Source organism: Streptomyces beijiangensis, assembly GCF_017315755.1.
Classification (GTDB): Bacteria; Actinomycetota; Actinomycetes; order Streptomycetales; family Streptomycetaceae; genus Streptomyces; species Streptomyces beijiangensis.
On sequence record NZ_JAFLRJ010000262.1, the window covers coordinates 16,071 to 33,264 of the forward strand.

The following is a 17,194-nucleotide window of genomic DNA, read 5'->3' on the forward strand; positions in this document are numbered from 1 at the left end:
CGGCAAACCTCCACGCAGTCGTCGAACGCCGCTGGGTCATGGGGTGGTGTGCCGGTCAGGCACACCGTCACTGGGAGCCAGGTTCAGCGCCCGCGCCTCGGGGGCGAGGGAAGGTTTCGGCAGGCCGGATGGTGGCACCCGGGTGGGGCCCGGGGTTCAGTAGACAACGGCTTTCGGTCGACTCGCAGCCGGCGGGTCCGAGGTCGGCCCGAAGGACGCCGGGCCCCGATCCGCAGTTCCGTACGGCGCAAGTGAGCGTCGGCGGCAGCCTCCGCATGTGCGCTCGATAAGGTGATGCATCAGCGCATGGACAGTAAGGGGCAGCAGTGAACGACGGCGGTGAGCGGCGATACGGTCCGCTCGGCAAGGCCTTGGTCATCATTCCGACCTACAACGAGGCCGAGAACATCAAGCCGATCGTTGCCCGGGTCCGTGCCGCGGTGCCCGAGGCGGAGGTGCTGGTCGCCGACGACAACAGTCCCGACGGCACCGGCAAGATCGCGGACGAGATCGCCGCGGGCGACGCCCGGGTCCACGTACTGCACCGCAAGGGCAAGGAAGGCCTCGGCGCGGCCTACCTCGCGGGCTTCCGCTGGGGCATCGAGAACGGCTTCGGGGTCCTTGTCGAGATGGACGCCGACGGCTCGCACCAGCCCGAGGAGCTGCCCCGGCTGCTCACCGCCCTCAAGGGCGCGGACCTGGTGCTCGGATCGCGCTGGGTGCCGGGCGGCCGTACCGTCAACTGGCCCAAGTACCGCCAGCTCATCTCCCGGGGCGGCAGCACGTACTCACGGCTGCTTCTCGGTGTCTCGATCCGTGATGTCACCGGTGGCTTCCGGGCCTTCCGCAAGGAGACCCTCGAAGGGCTCGGCCTGGACGAGGTCGCCTCCCAGGGGTACTGCTTCCAGGTCGACCTCGCCCGCCGTGCGGTCGAGGGGGGCTTCCATGTCGTCGAGGTCCCGATCACCTTCGTGGAGCGCGAGATCGGCGACTCCAAGATGAGCAAGGACATCGTCGTCGAGGCGCTGTGGCGGGTCACGGTCTGGGGCGTCGGCTCCCGGGCCAACAAGCTCCTCGGACGCAAGCCGTCCTGATCTCCCCCTTACGCCATCACGGCGCGCGTCCAGGCGCACTGGGAGCATGACGACCGGCTCACCGCCCCCGACAGTTCCCAAGCGCTCACGCGCCCGCACGATCGTGCCTCTCGCCGTCGCCGCCTGGCTGGTGCTGGAGGTCTGGCTGCTGACCGTCGTGGCGAGTGCCACGAGCGGGCTGACCGTCCTGTTTCTCCTGGTGGGCGGCTTCGTGCTCGGCGCCGCCGTGATCAAGCGGGCGGGCCGCCGGGCCTTCAGGAGCCTCACGGAGACGCTTCAGCAACAGCAGTCGGGGGTCGTACCCCCGGCGGGCCCCGGCGGTGCGGAGAGCGGCGGCAATGGCTTCCTCATGCTGGCCGGACTGCTGCTCATGATCCCCGGATTCGTGTCCGACGCGGTGGGGTTGCTGTGCCTCCTGCCGCCGGTGCGATCCCTGCTCAGCCGGTTCACCGAGCGTTCGCTGCAGCGCCGTATGAGCGCGGCGACGCCCGGCACCCTCGGCGACGCCTTCCAGCAGGCACGTATGCACCGCCCCGACGGCAAGGTCGTCCAGGGCGAGGTCATCAGGGAGGACGGCCAGGGTCCGCGCCGGGACGACGGCCCCCGCCCGCCGCTCACTTCCTGACCACCAGCAGTCCGGACAGCAAGAAGCCGCCGGCCGCCACACGCCCTGAAGCGTGTGGCGGCCGGCGGCTCTTGTACGTGCTGTACGCGAACGCCTCGGCGTTACGCGGACTTGCGGCTGTCCCGCGGGTGCACTGCGATGTTCATGGCGCCGGAGCGAAGGACGGCCAGCCTCTCGGCCAGCACCTCCTCGAGCTCCTCGCGGGTGCGCCGCTCCATGAGCATGTCCCAGTGTGTACGCGCAGGCTTGCCCTTCTTCTCCTCAGGGCCGTCCCCGTCCACCAGGAGTGCCATGACGCCGCACGCCTTGCACTCCCACTCCGGCGGAATGTCCGCCTCTACAGAGAACGGCATCTCAAAGCGATGTCCGTTCTCGCATGCGTACTCCACCGCCTGGCGCGGGGCCAGGTCGATGCCGCGGTCGGTCTCGTAGCTGGTCACCACGAGGCGTGTACCGCGAAGAGCTCGCTCACTCATGAATCGTGCCTCCCGGGCTTGTCGCCCACAGGACAGGTATCGCTGTCGCTGTCGTCGTTATCCGGTCAACGTCCGGTCGGCGGCAAAGATTCCCGTTGCCGGTCATGCGTCGCCCGTCGCGCCGCCCCTTGTTGTACCCACCAGTGCCCGCTTTGTCACATCTGATCTAAGATGTCACCCTGCGTCTTGACGTAATCACCACGCAGTAACGGTCCGCCTGGCAGACCAAAGGCGTACACTAGCGGCCTTTTACTTGAAGGTCTAAATTCGGTCCGGCACAGCGTTTCCCGCAGCCGCCACCGCCTGCCTCAGGGGTACCCGCGCCAGCAGGAAGAAACCCAGCAGGAAGAAGACCACGAGCGAGACGATCGCGTCGCGGTAGCTGCCCGTCAGCTGGTACGCCAGACCGAATACCAGGGGTCCGAGCCAGCTCAGCCCGCGGTCGCTCATCTCGTACGCGGAGAAGTACTCGGCCTCCTTGCCCGCGGGCACCAGGTGGGAGAAGAGCGACCGGGAGAGCGCCTGGCTGCCGCCCAGGACCGTCCCGATCGCCGCGGCGAGCAGAAAGAACCAGACGGGCCTCCCCGCGGGCAGGAAATACCCCGCCACCAGGATCAGCGCCCAGACCGCGAGCGAGCCGAGGATCGTGTGCTTGGCGCCGTACGTCCTGGCCATCCGGCCCATTCCCAGCGCCCCGGCCACCGCGAGCACCTGGACCAGCAGGACGGCAGTGATCAGCGTGGTCTGGTCGAGGCCGAGCTCCTCCGAGCCGAAGATCGACGCCTGCGAAATCACCGTCTGGACGCCGTCGTTGTAGACCAGATAGGCGAGCAGGAAGGAGAGCGTCAGCGGATGGCGCCGCATGTCCCGCAGCGTCGCCACGAGCTGACGCCATCCGGCACCGACCGCACCCGTGCCCGTGCTGTCGGAACGATTCGTCCTCCGGTCGCGCAGCCGCCGCAGCGGTATGAGCGTGAAGGCGCCCCACCAGACCCCGGCCGAGGCGAGGCAGATCCTCACCGCCGTCGCCTCGGAGACCCCGAAGCTGTCGTGGCCGGAGTACAGCGCCAGGTTGAGGACCAGCACGAGCGCACCGGAGGTGTAGCCGAACGCCCAGCCCCGCGAGGAGACCGCGTCGCGTTCCTCGGGACCGGCGATCTGGGGGAGATAGGCGTTGTAGAGCACCATCGAGACCGAGAGTGACGCATTGGCGACGATCAGCAGCAGCGCGCCCAGGAGATAGCGGTCGCCGTCCAGGAAGAACATGCCGACGGTGGCGGTCGCACCGGTGTACGCGGCCGCGGCGAGCAGCGGCTTCTTCCGGCCGCTGCGGTCCGCCGCGGCGCCCGCCAGGGGCATCACCAGGACGGCGACGACGACCGACAGCGAGACCGCGTACGCGAAGACCGAACCGGCGCGCACCGGGATCCCCAGCGGGTGGACGAAGCCTTCCGCGTCGGCGGCGGCCCTGGCGACCGAGGTGAGGTAGGGGCCGAGGAACACGGTGAGCACGCTCGTGGAGTAGACCGAGCAGGCGAAGTCGTAGAAGTACCAGCCGTGTTGCTCGCGTCTGCGGGCGTCCCCGGTCGCCGTGCTCCCCGCCGCCCGCGCGGTTTTCGTCGACTCCGTGCTCAACTGGCGTCCCCGATCGTCAGATCCACGCTCCCCGCTCGGTGAGGACCGCGCGCAAAGTCTCAAGATGATCGGTCATGATGCCATCCACGCCGAGGTCGAGAAGCGCGTGCATCCGGCCCGGATCGTTGACCGTCCATACGTGGACCTGCAGTTGGCGGGCGTGTGCGGCCCGGACGAAGCGCCGGTCGACCACCTTGATCCCGTTGTGCGACTCCGGCACCTGGGCGCTGACGGCGCTGCCCCGAAGGGGCGCGGGCAGACCGAAGGAGCGCAGGCGCAGCGCGAGTACGCCGCCGGCGCCGTAGGACGTGGCGAGGCGCGGGCCCCCGAGGCGCTGCGCCCTGGACACCCGGCTCTCGGAGAAGGAGCCGACGCAGACCCGGTCCCAGGCATCCGTCCTGCGGATCAGTTCGATCAGCGGGGCGAGGGCGCGCTCCGCCTTGACATCGACGTTCCAGCGGGCCCCGGGGAACTCGTCGAGGAGTTCCGCGAAGAGCGGCAGCGGCTCACGGCCCGCCACCCTGGCGCGCCCGACCTCGCTCCACGGAAGAGCGGAGATCCGGCCGTGCGCGTCCGTCGCCCGGTCCAGGGTCGCGTCGTGGAAGGCGACGAGTCGGCCGTCCGCCGTGGCGTGCACATCGGTCTCGAAGTAGCGGAACCCCGCCCGGGAAGCGCGTCTGAAGGCGGCCGCGGTGTTCTCCAGGCCGTCCGCAGCCCCGCCGCGGTGGGCGAAGGGGATCGGCAGTCCATCGCCGAGACAGTCCAGAAAGGGGTGGCGTATGCGGGTCACCCGCGCATTGTCGCCTGCTCCGGTGTACCGCCGGCGACGACCGTGCTGCCTTCGCCCGGCGCCGGAACGGCGAGGACGCGCAGGAAGAACTGGGCAAGCGGACCGATCGCCAGGGCGTACGCGACCGTGCCCACGCCGACGGTGCCGCCGAGCAGGAAACCCGTCGCCACGACAGCCACTTCGAGGGCGGTCCGCACCTGGCGGACCGACCGTCCGGTGATCCGGTTGAGTGCGGTCATCAGCCCGTCGCGCGGCCCGGGGCCGAAGCGGGCGGCGATGTAGAGGCCGGTGGCGACCCCGTTGAGCACGATCCCCGTGACCGTCAGCGCGATCCGGCCGAACAGGCCGTGGACCTCGGGAAGCAGGGCGAGGGTGGAGTCGATCGCGATGCCGATGACAAAGACGTTGGAGACCGTGCCGAGTCCGGGGCGCTGTCTGAGCGGGATCCAGAGGAGCAGGACCGCGGCGCCGACGATGATCGCTATCTCGCCCATGGTCAGCCCGGTGCGCTCGGCCAGCCCCTGGTGGAGCACGCCCCAGGGCTCAAGGCCGAGACCACCGCGCACCAGGAGCGCCGAGCTCGCCCCGTACAACGCGAGGCCGACGTAGAGCTGCACCAGCCGGCGGGTGAGATTCCTGGACAAAGCGTTCCCCCGTGCAGTGGTGGTGGACTGATACATGACACTCTGTGGCTTGTCGTCAGATGCCAACCATGGCCAATTCGGGGAAGGTGGACTGAAATCCATGGCTCAGTGGACTTCAGCGGTCGGACCGGCTCAGCTGGCCCGCCAGCTCAACGCCCAGCAGTCCCGTCCCGCCGGACCCGGGACCCGTAAGCCCCCTGCCTACCGGGCCCTCGCCGACGGCGTCAGGCTCCTGGTCCTGGAGGGCCGGGTCCCCGTCGCGGCCAGGCTCCCCGCCGAACGCGAACTGGCCCTGGCGCTCGCCGTCAGCCGTACCACCGTGGCCGCCGCCTACGAGGCGCTGCGCGCCGAGGGCTTCCTGGAGTCCCGCCGCGGTGCCGGCAGCTGGACCGCGGTGCCCGCGGGCAATCCGCTGCCCGCCCGCGGCCTGGAACCGCTGGCGCCCGAGGCCCTCGGCTCGATGATCGACCTCGGCTGCGCCTCGCTGCCCGCTCCGGAACCCTGGCTCACCCGGGCCGTACAGGGCGCGCTGGAGGACCTGCCTCCGTACGCGCACACGCACGGCGACTACCCGGCCGGGCTGCCCGCGCTGCGCCAGATGCTCGCCGACCGCTACACCGCGCGGGGCATCCCGACCATGCCCGAGCAGATCATGGTCACCACCGGGGCGATGGGCGCCATCGACGCCATCTGCCATCTCTTCGCGGGGCGCGGCGAGCGGATCGCCGTCGAGTCGCCGTCGTACGCCAACATCCTGCAGCTCATGCGGGAGGCCGGAGCGCGCCTGGTGCCCGTCGCCATGGCCGAGGGCCTCGGCGGCTGGGACCTGGGGCGGTGGCGTCAGGTGCTGCGTGACGCGGCGCCGCGGCTGGCCTATGTGGTCGCCGACTTCCACAACCCGACCGGCGCCCTCGCCGACGAGGACCAGCGCAGGCAGCTGGTGGAGGCGGCACGATCGGCGGGCACGGTGCTCATCGCCGACGAGACCATGAGCGAACTCTGCCTCGACGCGGACACCGAGATGCCGCGCCCCGTCTGCGCCTTCGACCCGTCGGGGTCCACCGTGCTGACCGTCGGATCGGCGAGCAAGGCGTTCTGGGCCGGGATGCGGATCGGCTGGGTGCGGGCGTCGCCCGACGTGATCCGCAGCCTGGTGGCGGCGCGGGCCTACGCCGACCTGGGCACGCCCGTGCTGGAGCAGCTCGCCATCAACTGGCTGATGAGCACCGGGGGATGGGAGGAGGCCGTCGCCATTCGCCGTGCCCAGGCACGGGAGAACCGCGACGCCCTGGTCGCCGCGGTGCGCAAGGAGCTGCCGAGCTGGGAGTTCGACGTCCCGCACGGCGGGCTGACCCTGTGGGTACGGACCGGGGGGCTCTCCGGCTCCCGGCTGGCCGAGGTCGGCGAGCGGGTGGGGGTGCGGGTCCCTTCGGGGCCCCGCTTCGGGGTCGACGGGGCCTTCGAGGGATATGTACGCCTGCCGTTCACGGTCGGCGGTCCCGTGGCCGTGGAGGCCGCGGCCCGGCTGGCGGCTGCCGCGAGGCTGGTCGAGACCGGTGCGGGCACCGGTGCCGACGCCCCGCGGACCTTCGTCGCCTGAGGACTGACGGCCGAGGCCTGAGCGCCGGCGCTCAGGTCAGCCCTCAGCCGGTACGGCGGCCTCCACGGGCGCCGAGTCCAGGGGGACCTGGCGCTCCGGAAGCAGGTCGATGACCGCCTGGCGGTGCGCCTCACTGGTGGCGTCGTCGTACGGATCGGGTGTGGCCGGGACCTGGAGGCGCAGCACCGGACCGGTGCCCAGGCGTGCGTAGCCCCGGCCCGGCGGGACCACGGCCGTGGGTGTGGTGTGCGGCGGGGCGCCGAGCACCGACTCCACCTGCTCGGGCGAGGCGGGACCGAGCACCACCCGCGCGCGGGTGTGCTGGCGGACGGTGTCGCTGAGCGTGTCCAGGGTGTCGAACTGGTCGGCCACCACCACCGTCACGTTGGCCGCCCTGCCGTGCCGCAGTGGGACCTGCAACAGCTGCTGGGGATCGGTGCGTCCGTCGGCCGCGGCGAGATGGCCGAAGATGCTGGGCCGGTCGAGGAGGATCCAGAGCGGGCGCTTGGTGTCCTCGGGTGCGGGGTGGCCCGCCTGCCTGGCCCGGTTGGCCGAGATGAGCCGGCGCTCGGTCTCGTGCGCCGCCCATTCCAGGGTGGCCAGGGCCCCGGCGAGGCCGCACTCGACGGCCAGGACGCCGCTGCGCCCCGTGAGGCAGGCGTACTCGCCGGTTCCGCTGCCCTCGATGATCAGCACATCGCCGTACCGCAGCGTCTGCAGAGCGATCGAGCGCAGCAGGGTCGTGGTGCCGCTGCCGGGCTCGCCGACGACGAGCAGATGCGGCTCCGTCGAGCGCGCTCCCGTCCGCCAGACGACCGGCGGCGCGTCACAGGTCTCCTCGCCGTCCGTCACCGGCATGGTGCGCTGCACCGCACCCGCGTCGGTGAATCCGATGACCGTCTCGCCGGGGGTGGTGACGAACGGCTGGGCGGCGATGGAGGTGGAGAGGGCGGGCAGCACGCTCATCACGAGCTGGTTGCCCTCCTCGTCCCAGGCGAAGTGGTACTCGCGGCCGCGGCCCGACTTGGCGTGCAGCAGCTGTTCGATACGGGCGCGGGAAGCGGCCTCGCCGTCGGTGAAGTACGCCGGGTACTTCATCCGCAGTGTGCTGATGCGCCCGTCCGCGTCGAACTCGTAGTCACTGAACGCCTTGTCCCACTCGCCGCCGTGGGCGAAGAGCGGAGCGGGGTCCTCCGGCACCGAGAAGTACGGCACCAGGGCCTCGTAGAGCGACTGGAGGCGACCGGTCTCCGCCTCGCCGGGACCGGTCTGTACGGGGACGCGCTCGCGGCCCTTCCAGGCGGCCGCGGCCATCACCGTGATCAGGGCCAGCAACGGCCCGTACGGGATGAGCGCGACCACCAGGACGCAGGCGGCGGCCAGGAACAGCGCGGGACCGCGCCGCTCCTTGGGCAGGGACGCCCATTTGAGCCGCCCCCCTGCTGCGAGCTTCCGCAGACCACGACTGATCGTGATCAGCGGGTGAAGGACGTCGGTGGCGCTGTCGGCGGCCGTTCGCGCAATCTCGCGGCTGCGGGTGATCGAGGCACTGCTGCTGCTCAGAATGCGGGGGAGTGGTCGCCGGGCCACGTCTGTCTCCAGGGGTGATGGGGAGGGTGGGGGGAGAGGTCAGAACTTGATCCCGCCGAGAAGGCTGGCGAGGCTGGCGCCCCCGGCCTTGATGCTCGGGGCGATGGCGGTGCCCGCGAGATAGAAACCGAAGAGGGCGCAGACGAGCGCGTGTGACGCTTTGAGTCCGTCCTTCCTGAAAAACAGGAAGACGATGATTCCGAGCAACACCACGCCTGAGATCGACAGGATCATGAGGGGTTCTCCTGGTTGTGGGGACAGTCACCATGAGTTCTTCCAGGCTCACAGAAAGTATCTATGCGATAAAAGGTGCAAATGGGTGATTTTTCGAGAAATTCACTGGACTGGAGTACGCCGGTCCGCCACTCGGGCGGGGTGTCGCACGCCTGGTCACCGTGGTGATCACGGTCGCGGTGATCTTTGCCACGGCCGGGCCGGGTCATGTCGTCCGGCGGGCAGTACCCTGACGATTCACTCGTACGGCTGTCGTGCCGTGCCCAGCAGAGAGGCGGTCCGTCCGATGAGCGAGGCTCCGGATCCCGAGGTCATCGAGCTGGCGACGAAGGTCTTCGACCTCGCGCGCCGCGGTGAGACCGGGCCGCTCGCCGCGTACGTCGACGCGGGCGTCCCGGCGAACCTCAGCAACGACCGGGGGGACTCGCTCGTGATGCTCGCCGCCTATCACGGCCATGCGGCCGCGGTGGAGGCTCTGCTCGCGCGTGGCGCGGACGCGGACCGGGCCAACGACCGCGGACAGACCCCGCTGGCCGGAGCCGTCTTCAAGGGCGAGGACGCGGTGATCCGCGCCCTGCTCGCCGGTGGCGCCGATCCGGCGGCCGGAACACCGTCCGCGGTGGATACCGCACGGATGTTCGGGAAGACGGAGCTGGTGGAGCTGTTCGGCGCCTCATGAGAGCGGGCGTCGTAAATGTGGTCGCGGCGGTCAATACGGCTGGGTCATCATGACGTCGCGGGTCCGATTCGGGCCACCGACGAGAGGCAGGAAGATGGTCTACACCAAGCAAGAGACGGCGGGCAGCCGAGCATGTTGTCGCGCGGCCAGGTAATCCACGATTTCCGGTTGCGTCGACAGCTTGATGTGAGGCTTCTTCCATGTTTGATCCAGTCATAGCGCCGAGCGGCACCCTGCTCGGTCTCCTTCAGAGGGGCCGTGGTGACGGCACGCTGCACGCGCTCGCGGCGCCACGCCCCGAAGCGCTGGCAGCGCTGAACCACTGCGTCGTGAGTGATCCCCGCCACGACTGGCAGGTCGAGAACCGTTCTCTCTACTACGCCCGCCTGTACCTGGACCTCGACGGCGGACTCGAAGAGATCCAGCAGCACCTCTTCGGCGCCGACGACGTCATCGACGGCGAGGAGACCAGGACCGGGCTCGCGCTCGCTGTGCTCGGGCACCTCGCCTCGTACGGCAGGAGCGACGCCCTGGGGCTGCTGCGGCGGTACGCGGCGACCGGCGCCAACTGGGCCTGGGCCCTCGATGAACTCGCCCTGCGCGACGACGACACGGGGCTGCGGTCACTGGCCGCCCCGGTGCTGGGCAGATTCCCCCGTACTCCCGAGGGCGAGGCGGAACTCGCCGCGGCCGTACGGGACGCCTTCGAGCCCCGCCCCTGGCGGCTCTGGGCACAGGACCCGCGTCAGTCGGTCGGCGAACGTGTGCGCGCCGCGCAGGAGCAGGGCTCCTTCGACCGATGGCAGCGGCAGATGCGACCGACGGGGCCTCGGCCCGGCTGGAGCGTGCAGGCCGTCTTCGAGTGGGCGCAGCAGGGTCTCGACCGCGGCGCCGAGCTGCATCTGCCCGCTGCGCGCTGTCTGACAGCCGTCGCGGGGCCCGAGGACAGGCCCGCCATCGTCGAGGCCGCACGCAGTGGCACGGACGGGGCGCGCGGCGCGGCGCTGCACTATCTCGCCGAGTCACGGGACCCCGTCGTACTGGACCTGATCGAAGGCGCGGTCAACACCGGGTCCCGTACCGTCGCCGAGGCCGCCGTGGCCGCCTTCGAGCGGATGTGCGGCGAGGACGCCGTGGACCGGGCGCGCGGCTGGGTCCACAGGCCCGATGCACTCGGCGGCTCCGCCGCAGGGGTGCTGGCCTGCCGGGGCGGGGCGCAGGACGCCCTGCTGGTGCTCGGCGCGCTGCGGGAGACCGTACGGGCCGACGGTCCGGACGCACCCCTGCTGTGGACGCTCGTCGACGGCGCCGGGCGGCTCGGGATCGCCTGTGCCGCGCCCGTACTGCGCCATGTGTACCGGGAGACCGCCTCCTCGCACCTGCGGGGCAATGCGGCCCGTGCCCTCGCCTCCACCGACCCGTCCTTCGGCGCCGGCTTCGCCGTCGAGTGCCTGTGGGACTGCGAGGAGACGACCAGGGAAGTGGCCGCGCACCATGCCGAGACCGGTGATGTACGCGTGGTGGACCGGCTGCGGCGGCTCGCCGCCGATCCGGCCGAGGAAGCCGAGGTGCAGACCGCTGTACGCAGCCGGATCTCACCCGAAGGCAGTGCCCTGTGAGTGCTTTCTGAACGAAGTTGACCGGGAGAGAGCGCAAAAGCTCATGGGACGTTCGGCGCGTGGAAAGATCCACGTTGGCCCAGGCACCCCGGGCGCGGCGACAACACCCATATGCGTGTCGTCATCGTCACCGAATCCTTCCCTCCCGATGTCAACGGTGTGGCCCACTGCGCCCTGCAGACCGCCGCACACCTCGCCGCGCGCGGTCATGAACCGCTCGTCATAGCCCCGGCGGCGGCCCCGGCCGCGGAAGCCGCCGCTGAAGCAGACGCTGAAGCCGACGCCCCCTGTCCTGTCGTACGGGTGCCGTCCGTGCCGCTCCCCGGATACCCGCAGGTGCGCCTCGCGCTGCCGAGCCGCCGGCTCACCGCGGCACTGGCCGCGCACCGGGCCGAAGTCGTCCACCTGGCGAGTCCGTTCGTCCTGGGCGTGCGCGGAATGGCCGCCGCGGCCCGGCTGCGGATCCCGGCCGTCGCCGTCTATCAGACCGACCTGGCCGGCTATGCCCGTACGTACATGGGCGCCGGGGAAACCACCGCCTGGCGGCGCCTGCGTGCCGTGCACAGCGCCGCCGACCTGACCCTCGCCCCTTCGACGGCAGCCCTGCGGGACCTGGCGGCGCACGGCATCCCACGGGTCCGGCTGTGGCCCCGTGGCGTCGACGCCACGCGCTTCGGACCCTGGCGGCGCGATGAGGCGCTGCGGCGGGAACTCGCGCCGCGCGGGGAGCTCCTGGTGGGCTACGTGGGGCGCCTGGCCCCCGAGAAGCACGTGGAACTGCTGAGCGGTGTCTGTGGACTCGCGGACGTACGGCTCGTGGTCGTCGGCGACGGACCGAGCGAGCCGTCGCTGCGGGCCGCGCTGCCGGGCGCCGTCTTCCTCGGGCGCAGGACGGGGGACGAACTCGCCCGGATCTTCGCCTCGCTGGACGTCTTCGCGCACACCGGACCGTACGAGACCTTCTGCCAGACCGTGCAGGAGGCGATGGCGAGCGGAGTGCCCGTCATCGCTCCGGCCGCAGGCGGGCCGATGGACCTCGTCGAGCACGGCAGGACCGGACTGCTGGTGCCGCCACGGGACGCCGAAGCCCTGCGGACCGCTGTCTGGGCGCTCTCCGGCGACCCCGGGCTCCGGGAGGCGTACGGAAGGGCGGGCAGGGCGGCGGTCGAGGGCCGGAGCTGGGCGGCCGTCGGGGACGCGCTGCTCGGCTACTACACCGAAGTGCTGGCCGCGCGTTCGGCGGTGGCGGCATGAGCGGGCCGCTGAGGATCGTACGGCTGGCGAACTTCGTCACCCCCGCGTCGGGAGGGCTGCGCACCGCGCTGACCGAGCTGGGCAAGGGGTATCTGGCGGCGGGGCACGAGCCGGTGCTGGTGATCCCGGGTGCGTACGGAAGCGATCGGCTCACCGCGCAGGGACGGGTGATCACCCTGCCGGGGCCCGAACTGCCAGGGACCGGCGGCTACCGGGTGCTCGCCGACCGGCAACGGGTGCGGGCAGTGCTCGAAGGCCTCGCGCCCGACCGGATCGAGGTCTCGGACCGTACGACACTGCGCTGGACGGGCGAATGGGCGCGCCGCAACCGCGTGCCCTCGGTGATGGTCTCGCATGAGACCGCCGACGGAGTGCTGCGGACCTGGGGCGTGCCGCCGGGCTTTGCGGCGGGAGCCGCCGACCGGCTCAACCGCCGCAGTGCGTGGGCCTATTCGCGCATCGTCTGTACGACGGAGTGGGCGGAGCGCGAGTTCGTACGGATCGGAGCGCGCAATGTCCTGCGGGCGCCCCTTGGCGTCGACCTGGCGCAGTGGCGGCCGGGGCGGCGCAGCACGGTGCTGCGGGCCCGGCATGTGCGCGGCGGCGCGGTGCTGCTCGTCCTCTGCTCGCGGCTCTCGGTCGAGAAGCGTCCCGGCACCGCACTGGACGCTCTGGCCGCGCTGCGCGGGCGCGGTGTGCGGGCCACGCTCGTGGTGGCCGGGGAAGGCCCGCTGCGGCGGTCCCTGGAGCGCAGGGCCCGCGTAGAGCGGCTGCCCGTGTCGTTCCTGGGGCATGTGGCCGGCCGGGAGGAACTGGCGGATCTGCAGGCCGCAGCGGACATCGCCCTGGCGCCGGGGCCCGCCGAGACCTTCGGGCTCTCCGCGCTGGAGGCGCTGGCCTGCGGGACACCTGTCGTCGTCAGCGCGTCGTCGGCGCTTCCCGAGGTGGTGGGGGACGCGGGCGTGGCCGCCGCGGACACCGGACGGGGCTTCGCCGACGCGGTACAGGAACTGCTGCGCAGGAACGAGGGAGAGCGCCGCAGGGCGGCGCGGGCGCGGGCAGGGCTCTTCGGGTGGCAGGGATCGGTGGACGCCTTCCTGGCGGCTCACGAGGCGGCGGTACGGGTCCGTACGGGGGAAGCGGTATGAAGGTGCTCCGGTTCGCGGCGCTCGGCGACTCGCTCACCGAAGGGGTCGGCGACCCGGTGGAGGGCGGCTGGCGCGGCTGGGCGGCGCTGCTCGCCGGCGGGCTCGCGCCGGGCGAAGTCCCGGTGGAATTCCGTAACTTCGCCAAGAGCGGGGCACAGAGCGACGACGTCGTGACGAAGCAGCTGCCTGCCGCACTCGCGTTCCGGCCCGATCTGGTGGCCGTGGTGGTGGGGGTGAACGACACCCTGCGGTGCACCTTCGACATCCATGAGGTGGCGGCCAGGATCGACCTCGTGTGCGCGGAGTTCGCCGCCCGCGGGGCCCTGGTGATGACCGCCTGTCTGCCCGATCCGGGGACCATGCTGGGCCTGCCGGGCGTGCTGGGGCGGCCGTTGGCCAGGCGGCAGCACGCCGTGAACGCGGTGGTGCACGAGCTCTCGCGGCGGTACGGCGCGGTGCATCTGCACGCCGCCGACGGGGAGTGGGTGAGCGACCGGACGATGTGGAGCGCGGACCGGCTGCACCCGGGGGAGCGCGGGCACCGGATGCTGGCGGTCCGGTTCCATGCGCGACTCGCCGAGAAGGGGCTGGAGTTGGGGGACGTACCGGCATCGGAACCCGAGCGGCCGGAACCCACCAGGTCCGCGAGCCTGCTGTGGCTGGCCACGGCGGGGACGGGGTGGCTGGCGCGCCGCTGCACCGATCTGCTGCCGCAGCTGATGCGGCTGACGGCGGAGGAGATACGGCACCGGGCGCGCGGCACCAGCCTGGGGCTCGACCTGGGCACCGCGCATGCCGTGGCCTCGGCCTTGTCGGCGCTGCCGGTGACCAAGGCGGTCTGATCAGGTGCGTTGGTGCAGGGGGCGGAAGATCACCGGGGTGCCCGGCACGGCCTGGGCCGCCGCTGCGAGGTGCGCTTCGGGGACCACCCCGAGCACGGGATAGCCCCCGGTCACCGGATGGTCGGCGAGGAAGACGACGGGCAGTCCGTCGGGCGGGACCTGGACGGCGCCCAGCACCATTCCCTCGCTGGGGAGTTCGGTATGCGTTGTGCGGTGCAGGGGTGGGCCTTCCGTGCGCAGGCCGATGCGGTTGCTCGCGGAGGAGACCCGGTAGCGGGCACGGGCCAGGCCCTGCACGGCCTCGGCGGAGAACCAGCCGTCGCGCGGGCCAAGACGCAGCGGGAGCACCAGTTCGGCCGGGGGCGCGGTGGTCGGGAGCGCGTCCGCTCCGGTGGAGTGCGCGCGCGGTGCGCCGATGCGGAGCGTCAGGCCGGCGCTGAGCGGTGCGGGCCCGAGACCGGAGAGCAGGTCCGTGGCGCGGCTGCCGAGGACGGGCTCCGCGTCGATGCCGCCGCGGACGGCGACATAACTCCGTACCCCCGAGACGGCACGGCCCACGTCGAGCACCGAACCGGCGGGCACACGGACGGCGGCGCCCCAGGCCGCCGGGCGGCCGTCGATCCGCACCGGGCAGGGAGCACCGGTGACGGCGACCGTGACAGCGGTGACGGCCCGCAGGGCGGTGCCGTCGACAGTGGTCTCCAGCGTCGCCGCCTCCGGAGGGTTGCCGGTGAGGAGATTGGCGAGGCGGTGCGCGTACGGATCGAGGGCGCCGGAGCGCGGGACGCCCAGGTGGGCGTGGCCGGGACGGCCGAGGTCCTGGACGGTGGTCAGGGCCCCCGGGCGTACGACATCGAGGCTCATCGCGCCGCCCCGACAGGGGTGAAGCGGACGCGGGTGCCGGGCTCGAACAGTGCCGCGGGCTCGCGGGCCGGGTCCCACAGCACCGCGTCCGTGGAGCCGATCAACTGCCAGCCGCCGGGCGAAGACCGGGGGTAGACACCCGCGAACTCCCCTGCGAGGGCGAGTGATCCGGCGGGGACGGCGGTGCGCGGGGTGGCGCGGCGGGGCAGCTGGAAGCGGGCCGGGAGGCCCGTCAGATAGCCGAAGCCCGGGGCGAATCCGCAGAAGGCGACCCGGAAGGGGGTGTCGGCGACGATACGGGGGACGTCGGCGGGGTCGACCTGCCAGCGGGAGGCGACCTCGGCCAGGTCGGGGCCGTCGTAACGGACCGGGACCGTGATCTCGGGCCCCTCCTCGGCGGCGAGCGGCGGGACGGTCCAGTGGATCACCTGCTCGGCGAAGTCGCGTGGGCGGTCGAGACCGTCGATGAGCACGGTCCTGGCCGCAGGGACGATGTCCCGTACGGCGGGGAGCGTGCCGGCGTCCCGGCGGCGCAGCAGCTCGGCGTGGAGCGCCTCGACGTCCTGCGCGGAGCCGAGCTCGATCAGCAGGGCGTGCTCGCCCATGGGCAGGGCCCTCATGCCGATGCTCATGCGAAGGGTTCCAACTTCACGCCGGAGGCGATGAGTTCATCGCGTACGCGCCGGGCGAGAGCGGCCGCTCCGGGAGTGTCGCCGTGCAGGCACAGGGACTTCGCGTGGACGGGGAGCCGCTCGCCGGTGATCGCGACGACCGAGCGGTCGCATGCCATGGCCAGGGCGCGGGCGACGACCGCGTCGCCGTCGTCGACCACCGCACCCGGCTCGCCGCGCGGTACGAGGGTTCCGACGGCGGTGTACGCCCGGTCGGCGAAGGCTTCCTCGATGGGCTCAAGTCCCGCCTTCCTGACGGCGTCCAGCAGGTGCGATCCGGGCAGGCCGAGCACCGGCAGCCCGCCGCCCGAGATCCGCACGCCCTCGACGACGGCGCCCGCCTGCTCCGCGTCGTGGACCGTGCGGTTGTAGAGCGCGCCGTGCGGTTTGACGTACGCGACCCGCGATCCGGCGGCGCGCGCGAAGACCTCCAACGCGCCGATCTGGTAAGCCACTTCGTCGGACAGCTCGGCCGCCGGAACGTCCATGGCGCGCCGCCCGAAGCCCGCCAGGTCCCGGTACGACACCTGCGCGCCGATCCGCACGCCACGCGCGGCGGCCAGCTCGCAGACGCGGCGCATCGTGGACGGGTCGCCCGCGTGGAAGCCGCAGGCGACGTTGGCGCTGGTCACCACCGTGAGCAGCGCCTCGTCGTCGGTGAGCGTCCAGCGGCCGAATCCCTCGCCCAGGTCGGCATTGAGGTCAATTGTGGTCATCAGGGCCCCTCCTGGAGTTGGAGCTGGAGCTGGAGTGCGTCGAGGACCGTCCGGCAGGCGTCCTCGAGATAGCGGTGCAGCGCGTCCTCCGCAGCGGTCGTGCGGCCCGCGGTCAGCAGGTCGGCGATGGTCCTGTTGCGGCGCAGGAACGGCTCGTGAAAGAGGCGTTGCGACGGCATGGTGGCGAAGGCGAGGCGCTGTTCCGCGAGCAGCCCGGCCAGGTACGTGTCGATGCGCGAGCTGCACGACAGGGCGCCGAGCGCCTGGTGGAAGCGGAGGTCGGCGGTGCCGACTTGGCCCCAGTCGGCGGCGTCCGCGGCCGCCTCGCCGGCCTCCACCGCCTCGGCCACGGCGCGCAGCTGCCCGGCGGGGGCCGTCGCCGAGGCCCGTACCCCCGCCGACTCCAGGGTGGTCCGTACGGCGTAGATGTCGGTGATGTCGGCCACTTCGAGCCTTCGTACGAAAACGCCGCGATTCGGCTCATGGGCGACGAGACGGTCGTGGGCCAGCAGCCGGAACGCCTCGCGCAGGGTGTTGCGCGAGACGCCCATCGCCTCGCCCAGTGCCTCTTCCGAGAGCCGTGTTCCCGGGGCCAGGGCGCCCTGCGTGATGCGCCGGCGCAGGAGGTCGGCAGTGCGCTGCGCGGTGCTCGCCATGAGGCCTCCGGGACGCCGAGGGATTGTTCAACAAAAGCTTAGCCGGGTCGTGGCGGG

Annotated in this window: 18 protein-coding genes; 8 read left to right on the forward strand and 10 right to left on the reverse strand. The window is 71.9% G+C overall.

Going from position 1 to position 17,194, the window contains the following annotated elements; all coding sequences use genetic code 11:
- Positions 1–326: 326 nt before the first annotated feature.
- Positions 327–1,094, forward strand: coding sequence for a polyprenol monophosphomannose synthase (locus J0695_RS25785; RefSeq protein WP_206965772.1), 768 nt, complete (start codon positions 327–329; stop codon positions 1,092–1,094).
- A 46-nt stretch (positions 1,095–1,140) separates the two neighbouring features.
- A complete protein-coding gene (gene fxsA, locus J0695_RS25790; RefSeq protein WP_206965773.1) occupies positions 1,141–1,719 on the forward strand; it encodes an FxsA family membrane protein in 579 nt (192 codons plus the stop codon).
- A gap of 101 nt (positions 1,720–1,820) precedes the next feature.
- Here the strand turns inward: fxsA and J0695_RS25795 are convergent, their stop codons facing one another.
- The 4 genes from J0695_RS25795 to yczE all read right to left on the reverse strand — a co-directional run bounded on the left by J0695_RS25795 (position 1,821) and on the right by yczE (position 5,300).
- On the reverse strand, positions 1,821–2,195 hold the full coding sequence (locus tag J0695_RS25795) for an RNA polymerase-binding protein RbpA (RefSeq protein WP_206965775.1): 375 nt from the start codon (positions 2,193–2,195) through the stop codon (positions 1,821–1,823).
- 261 nt (positions 2,196–2,456) lie between these two features.
- On the reverse strand, positions 2,457–3,830 hold the full coding sequence (locus tag J0695_RS25800) for an MFS transporter (RefSeq protein WP_206965777.1): 1,374 nt from the start codon (positions 3,828–3,830) through the stop codon (positions 2,457–2,459).
- 16 nt (positions 3,831–3,846) lie between these two features.
- Positions 3,847–4,620: a glycerophosphodiester phosphodiesterase family protein gene (locus J0695_RS25805; protein WP_206965779.1), complete on the reverse strand. Its 774-nt coding sequence runs from the start codon at positions 4,618–4,620 to the stop codon at positions 3,847–3,849.
- Positions 4,617–5,300: a membrane protein YczE gene (gene yczE, locus J0695_RS25810; RefSeq protein ID WP_206965780.1), complete on the reverse strand. Its 684-nt coding sequence runs from the start codon at positions 5,298–5,300 to the stop codon at positions 4,617–4,619. Before yczE ends, J0695_RS25805 begins: the two co-directional genes overlap by 4 nt.
- 64 nt (positions 5,301–5,364) lie before the next feature.
- Between yczE and J0695_RS25815 the strand changes: the two genes are divergently transcribed.
- Positions 5,365–6,864 (forward strand): SCO1417 family PLP biosynthesis transcription factor, encoded by a 1,500-nt coding sequence (locus J0695_RS25815; RefSeq protein WP_206965782.1) that lies wholly within the window; start codon positions 5,365–5,367, stop codon positions 6,862–6,864.
- A 36-nt stretch (positions 6,865–6,900) separates the two neighbouring features.
- Here the strand turns inward: J0695_RS25815 and J0695_RS25820 are convergent, their stop codons facing one another.
- The gene (locus tag J0695_RS25820) at positions 6,901–8,454 is read right to left on the reverse strand and encodes an ATP-binding protein (protein ID WP_206965784.1); all 1,554 of its coding nucleotides are present in this window, start codon (positions 8,452–8,454) and stop codon (positions 6,901–6,903) included.
- 39 nt (positions 8,455–8,493) lie between these two features.
- Positions 8,494–8,688, reverse strand: a complete 195-nt coding sequence (locus J0695_RS25825; RefSeq protein WP_018534760.1) for a hypothetical protein — start codon at positions 8,686–8,688, stop codon at positions 8,494–8,496.
- A gap of 286 nt (positions 8,689–8,974) precedes the next feature.
- Here J0695_RS25825 and J0695_RS25830 point away from each other — a divergent pair, with 286 nt between their 5' ends.
- The 5 genes from J0695_RS25830 (at position 8,975) to J0695_RS25850 (ending at position 14,230) form a co-directional block, all read left to right on the forward strand.
- Positions 8,975–9,367: an ankyrin repeat domain-containing protein gene (locus J0695_RS25830; RefSeq protein WP_206965787.1), complete on the forward strand. Its 393-nt coding sequence runs from the start codon at positions 8,975–8,977 to the stop codon at positions 9,365–9,367.
- 200 nt (positions 9,368–9,567) lie between these two features.
- Complete coding sequence (locus J0695_RS25835) at positions 9,568–10,986, forward strand: HEAT repeat domain-containing protein (protein ID WP_206965788.1); 1,419 nt, start codon at positions 9,568–9,570, stop codon at positions 10,984–10,986.
- A gap of 111 nt (positions 10,987–11,097) precedes the next feature.
- Positions 11,098–12,240, forward strand: coding sequence for a glycosyltransferase family 4 protein (locus J0695_RS25840; RefSeq protein ID WP_206965790.1), 1,143 nt, complete (start codon positions 11,098–11,100; stop codon positions 12,238–12,240).
- The gene (locus tag J0695_RS25845; RefSeq protein WP_206965792.1) at positions 12,237–13,388 is read left to right on the forward strand and encodes a glycosyltransferase; all 1,152 of its coding nucleotides are present in this window, start codon (positions 12,237–12,239) and stop codon (positions 13,386–13,388) included. The genes J0695_RS25840 and J0695_RS25845 overlap by 4 nt, the downstream gene beginning before the upstream one ends.
- The gene (locus tag J0695_RS25850) at positions 13,385–14,230 is read left to right on the forward strand and encodes an SGNH/GDSL hydrolase family protein (RefSeq protein WP_206965793.1); all 846 of its coding nucleotides are present in this window, start codon (positions 13,385–13,387) and stop codon (positions 14,228–14,230) included. The genes J0695_RS25845 and J0695_RS25850 overlap by 4 nt, the downstream gene beginning before the upstream one ends.
- Here the strand turns inward: J0695_RS25850 and J0695_RS25855 are convergent, their stop codons facing one another.
- From J0695_RS25855 to J0695_RS25870, 4 genes are read right to left on the reverse strand one after another with little or no spacing between them, the layout of a single operon-like run.
- Positions 14,231–15,094 carry a 5-oxoprolinase subunit C family protein gene (locus J0695_RS25855; RefSeq protein WP_206965796.1) on the reverse strand — a complete coding sequence of 288 codons (864 nt, stop codon included), beginning with the start codon at positions 15,092–15,094 and terminating at the stop codon, positions 14,231–14,233. It abuts the gene before it with no gap.
- On the reverse strand, positions 15,091–15,714 hold the full coding sequence (locus J0695_RS25860) for a 5-oxoprolinase subunit B family protein (RefSeq protein WP_206965835.1): 624 nt from the start codon (positions 15,712–15,714) through the stop codon (positions 15,091–15,093). Before J0695_RS25860 ends, J0695_RS25855 begins: the two co-directional genes overlap by 4 nt.
- Before the next feature lie 8 nt (positions 15,715–15,722).
- Positions 15,723–16,481, reverse strand: a complete 759-nt coding sequence (locus J0695_RS25865; protein WP_206965797.1) for a LamB/YcsF family protein — start codon at positions 16,479–16,481, stop codon at positions 15,723–15,725.
- On the reverse strand, positions 16,481–17,137 hold the full coding sequence (locus tag J0695_RS25870) for a GntR family transcriptional regulator (protein ID WP_206965799.1): 657 nt from the start codon (positions 17,135–17,137) through the stop codon (positions 16,481–16,483). Before J0695_RS25870 ends, J0695_RS25865 begins: the two co-directional genes overlap by 1 nt.
- Positions 17,138–17,194 lie beyond the last annotated feature (57 nt).

What these genes read in the sequence shown, in the direction of transcription:
- J0695_RS25865 (WP_206965797.1), bottom strand. Translation starts at nt 16,481, where the DNA reads ATGACCACAATTGACCTCAATGCCGACCTGGGCGAGGGATTCGGCCGC.
- J0695_RS25825 (WP_018534760.1), bottom strand. Translation starts at nt 8,688, where the DNA reads ATGATCCTGTCGATCTCAGGCGTGGTGTTGCTCGGAATCATCGTCTTC.
- J0695_RS25835 (WP_206965788.1), top strand. Translation starts at nt 9,568, where the DNA reads ATGTTTGATCCAGTCATAGCGCCGAGCGGCACCCTGCTCGGTCTCCTT.
- fxsA (WP_206965773.1), top strand. Translation starts at nt 1,141, where the DNA reads ATGACGACCGGCTCACCGCCCCCGACAGTTCCCAAGCGCTCACGCGCC.
- J0695_RS25845 (WP_206965792.1), top strand. Translation starts at nt 12,237, where the DNA reads ATGAGCGGGCCGCTGAGGATCGTACGGCTGGCGAACTTCGTCACCCCC.
- J0695_RS25795 (WP_206965775.1), bottom strand. Translation starts at nt 2,195, where the DNA reads ATGAGTGAGCGAGCTCTTCGCGGTACACGCCTCGTGGTGACCAGCTAC.
- J0695_RS25840 (WP_206965790.1), top strand. Translation starts at nt 11,098, where the DNA reads ATGCGTGTCGTCATCGTCACCGAATCCTTCCCTCCCGATGTCAACGGT.
- J0695_RS25855 (WP_206965796.1), bottom strand. Translation starts at nt 15,094, where the DNA reads ATGAGCCTCGATGTCGTACGCCCGGGGGCCCTGACCACCGTCCAGGAC.
- yczE (WP_206965780.1), bottom strand. Translation starts at nt 5,300, where the DNA reads ATGTATCAGTCCACCACCACTGCACGGGGGAACGCTTTGTCCAGGAAT.
- J0695_RS25815 (WP_206965782.1), top strand. Translation starts at nt 5,365, where the DNA reads ATGGCTCAGTGGACTTCAGCGGTCGGACCGGCTCAGCTGGCCCGCCAG.
- J0695_RS25870 (WP_206965799.1), bottom strand. Translation starts at nt 17,137, where the DNA reads ATGGCGAGCACCGCGCAGCGCACTGCCGACCTCCTGCGCCGGCGCATC.
- J0695_RS25850 (WP_206965793.1), top strand. Translation starts at nt 13,385, where the DNA reads ATGAAGGTGCTCCGGTTCGCGGCGCTCGGCGACTCGCTCACCGAAGGG.
- J0695_RS25860 (WP_206965835.1), bottom strand. Translation starts at nt 15,714, where the DNA reads ATGAGGGCCCTGCCCATGGGCGAGCACGCCCTGCTGATCGAGCTCGGC.
- J0695_RS25830 (WP_206965787.1), top strand. Translation starts at nt 8,975, where the DNA reads ATGAGCGAGGCTCCGGATCCCGAGGTCATCGAGCTGGCGACGAAGGTC.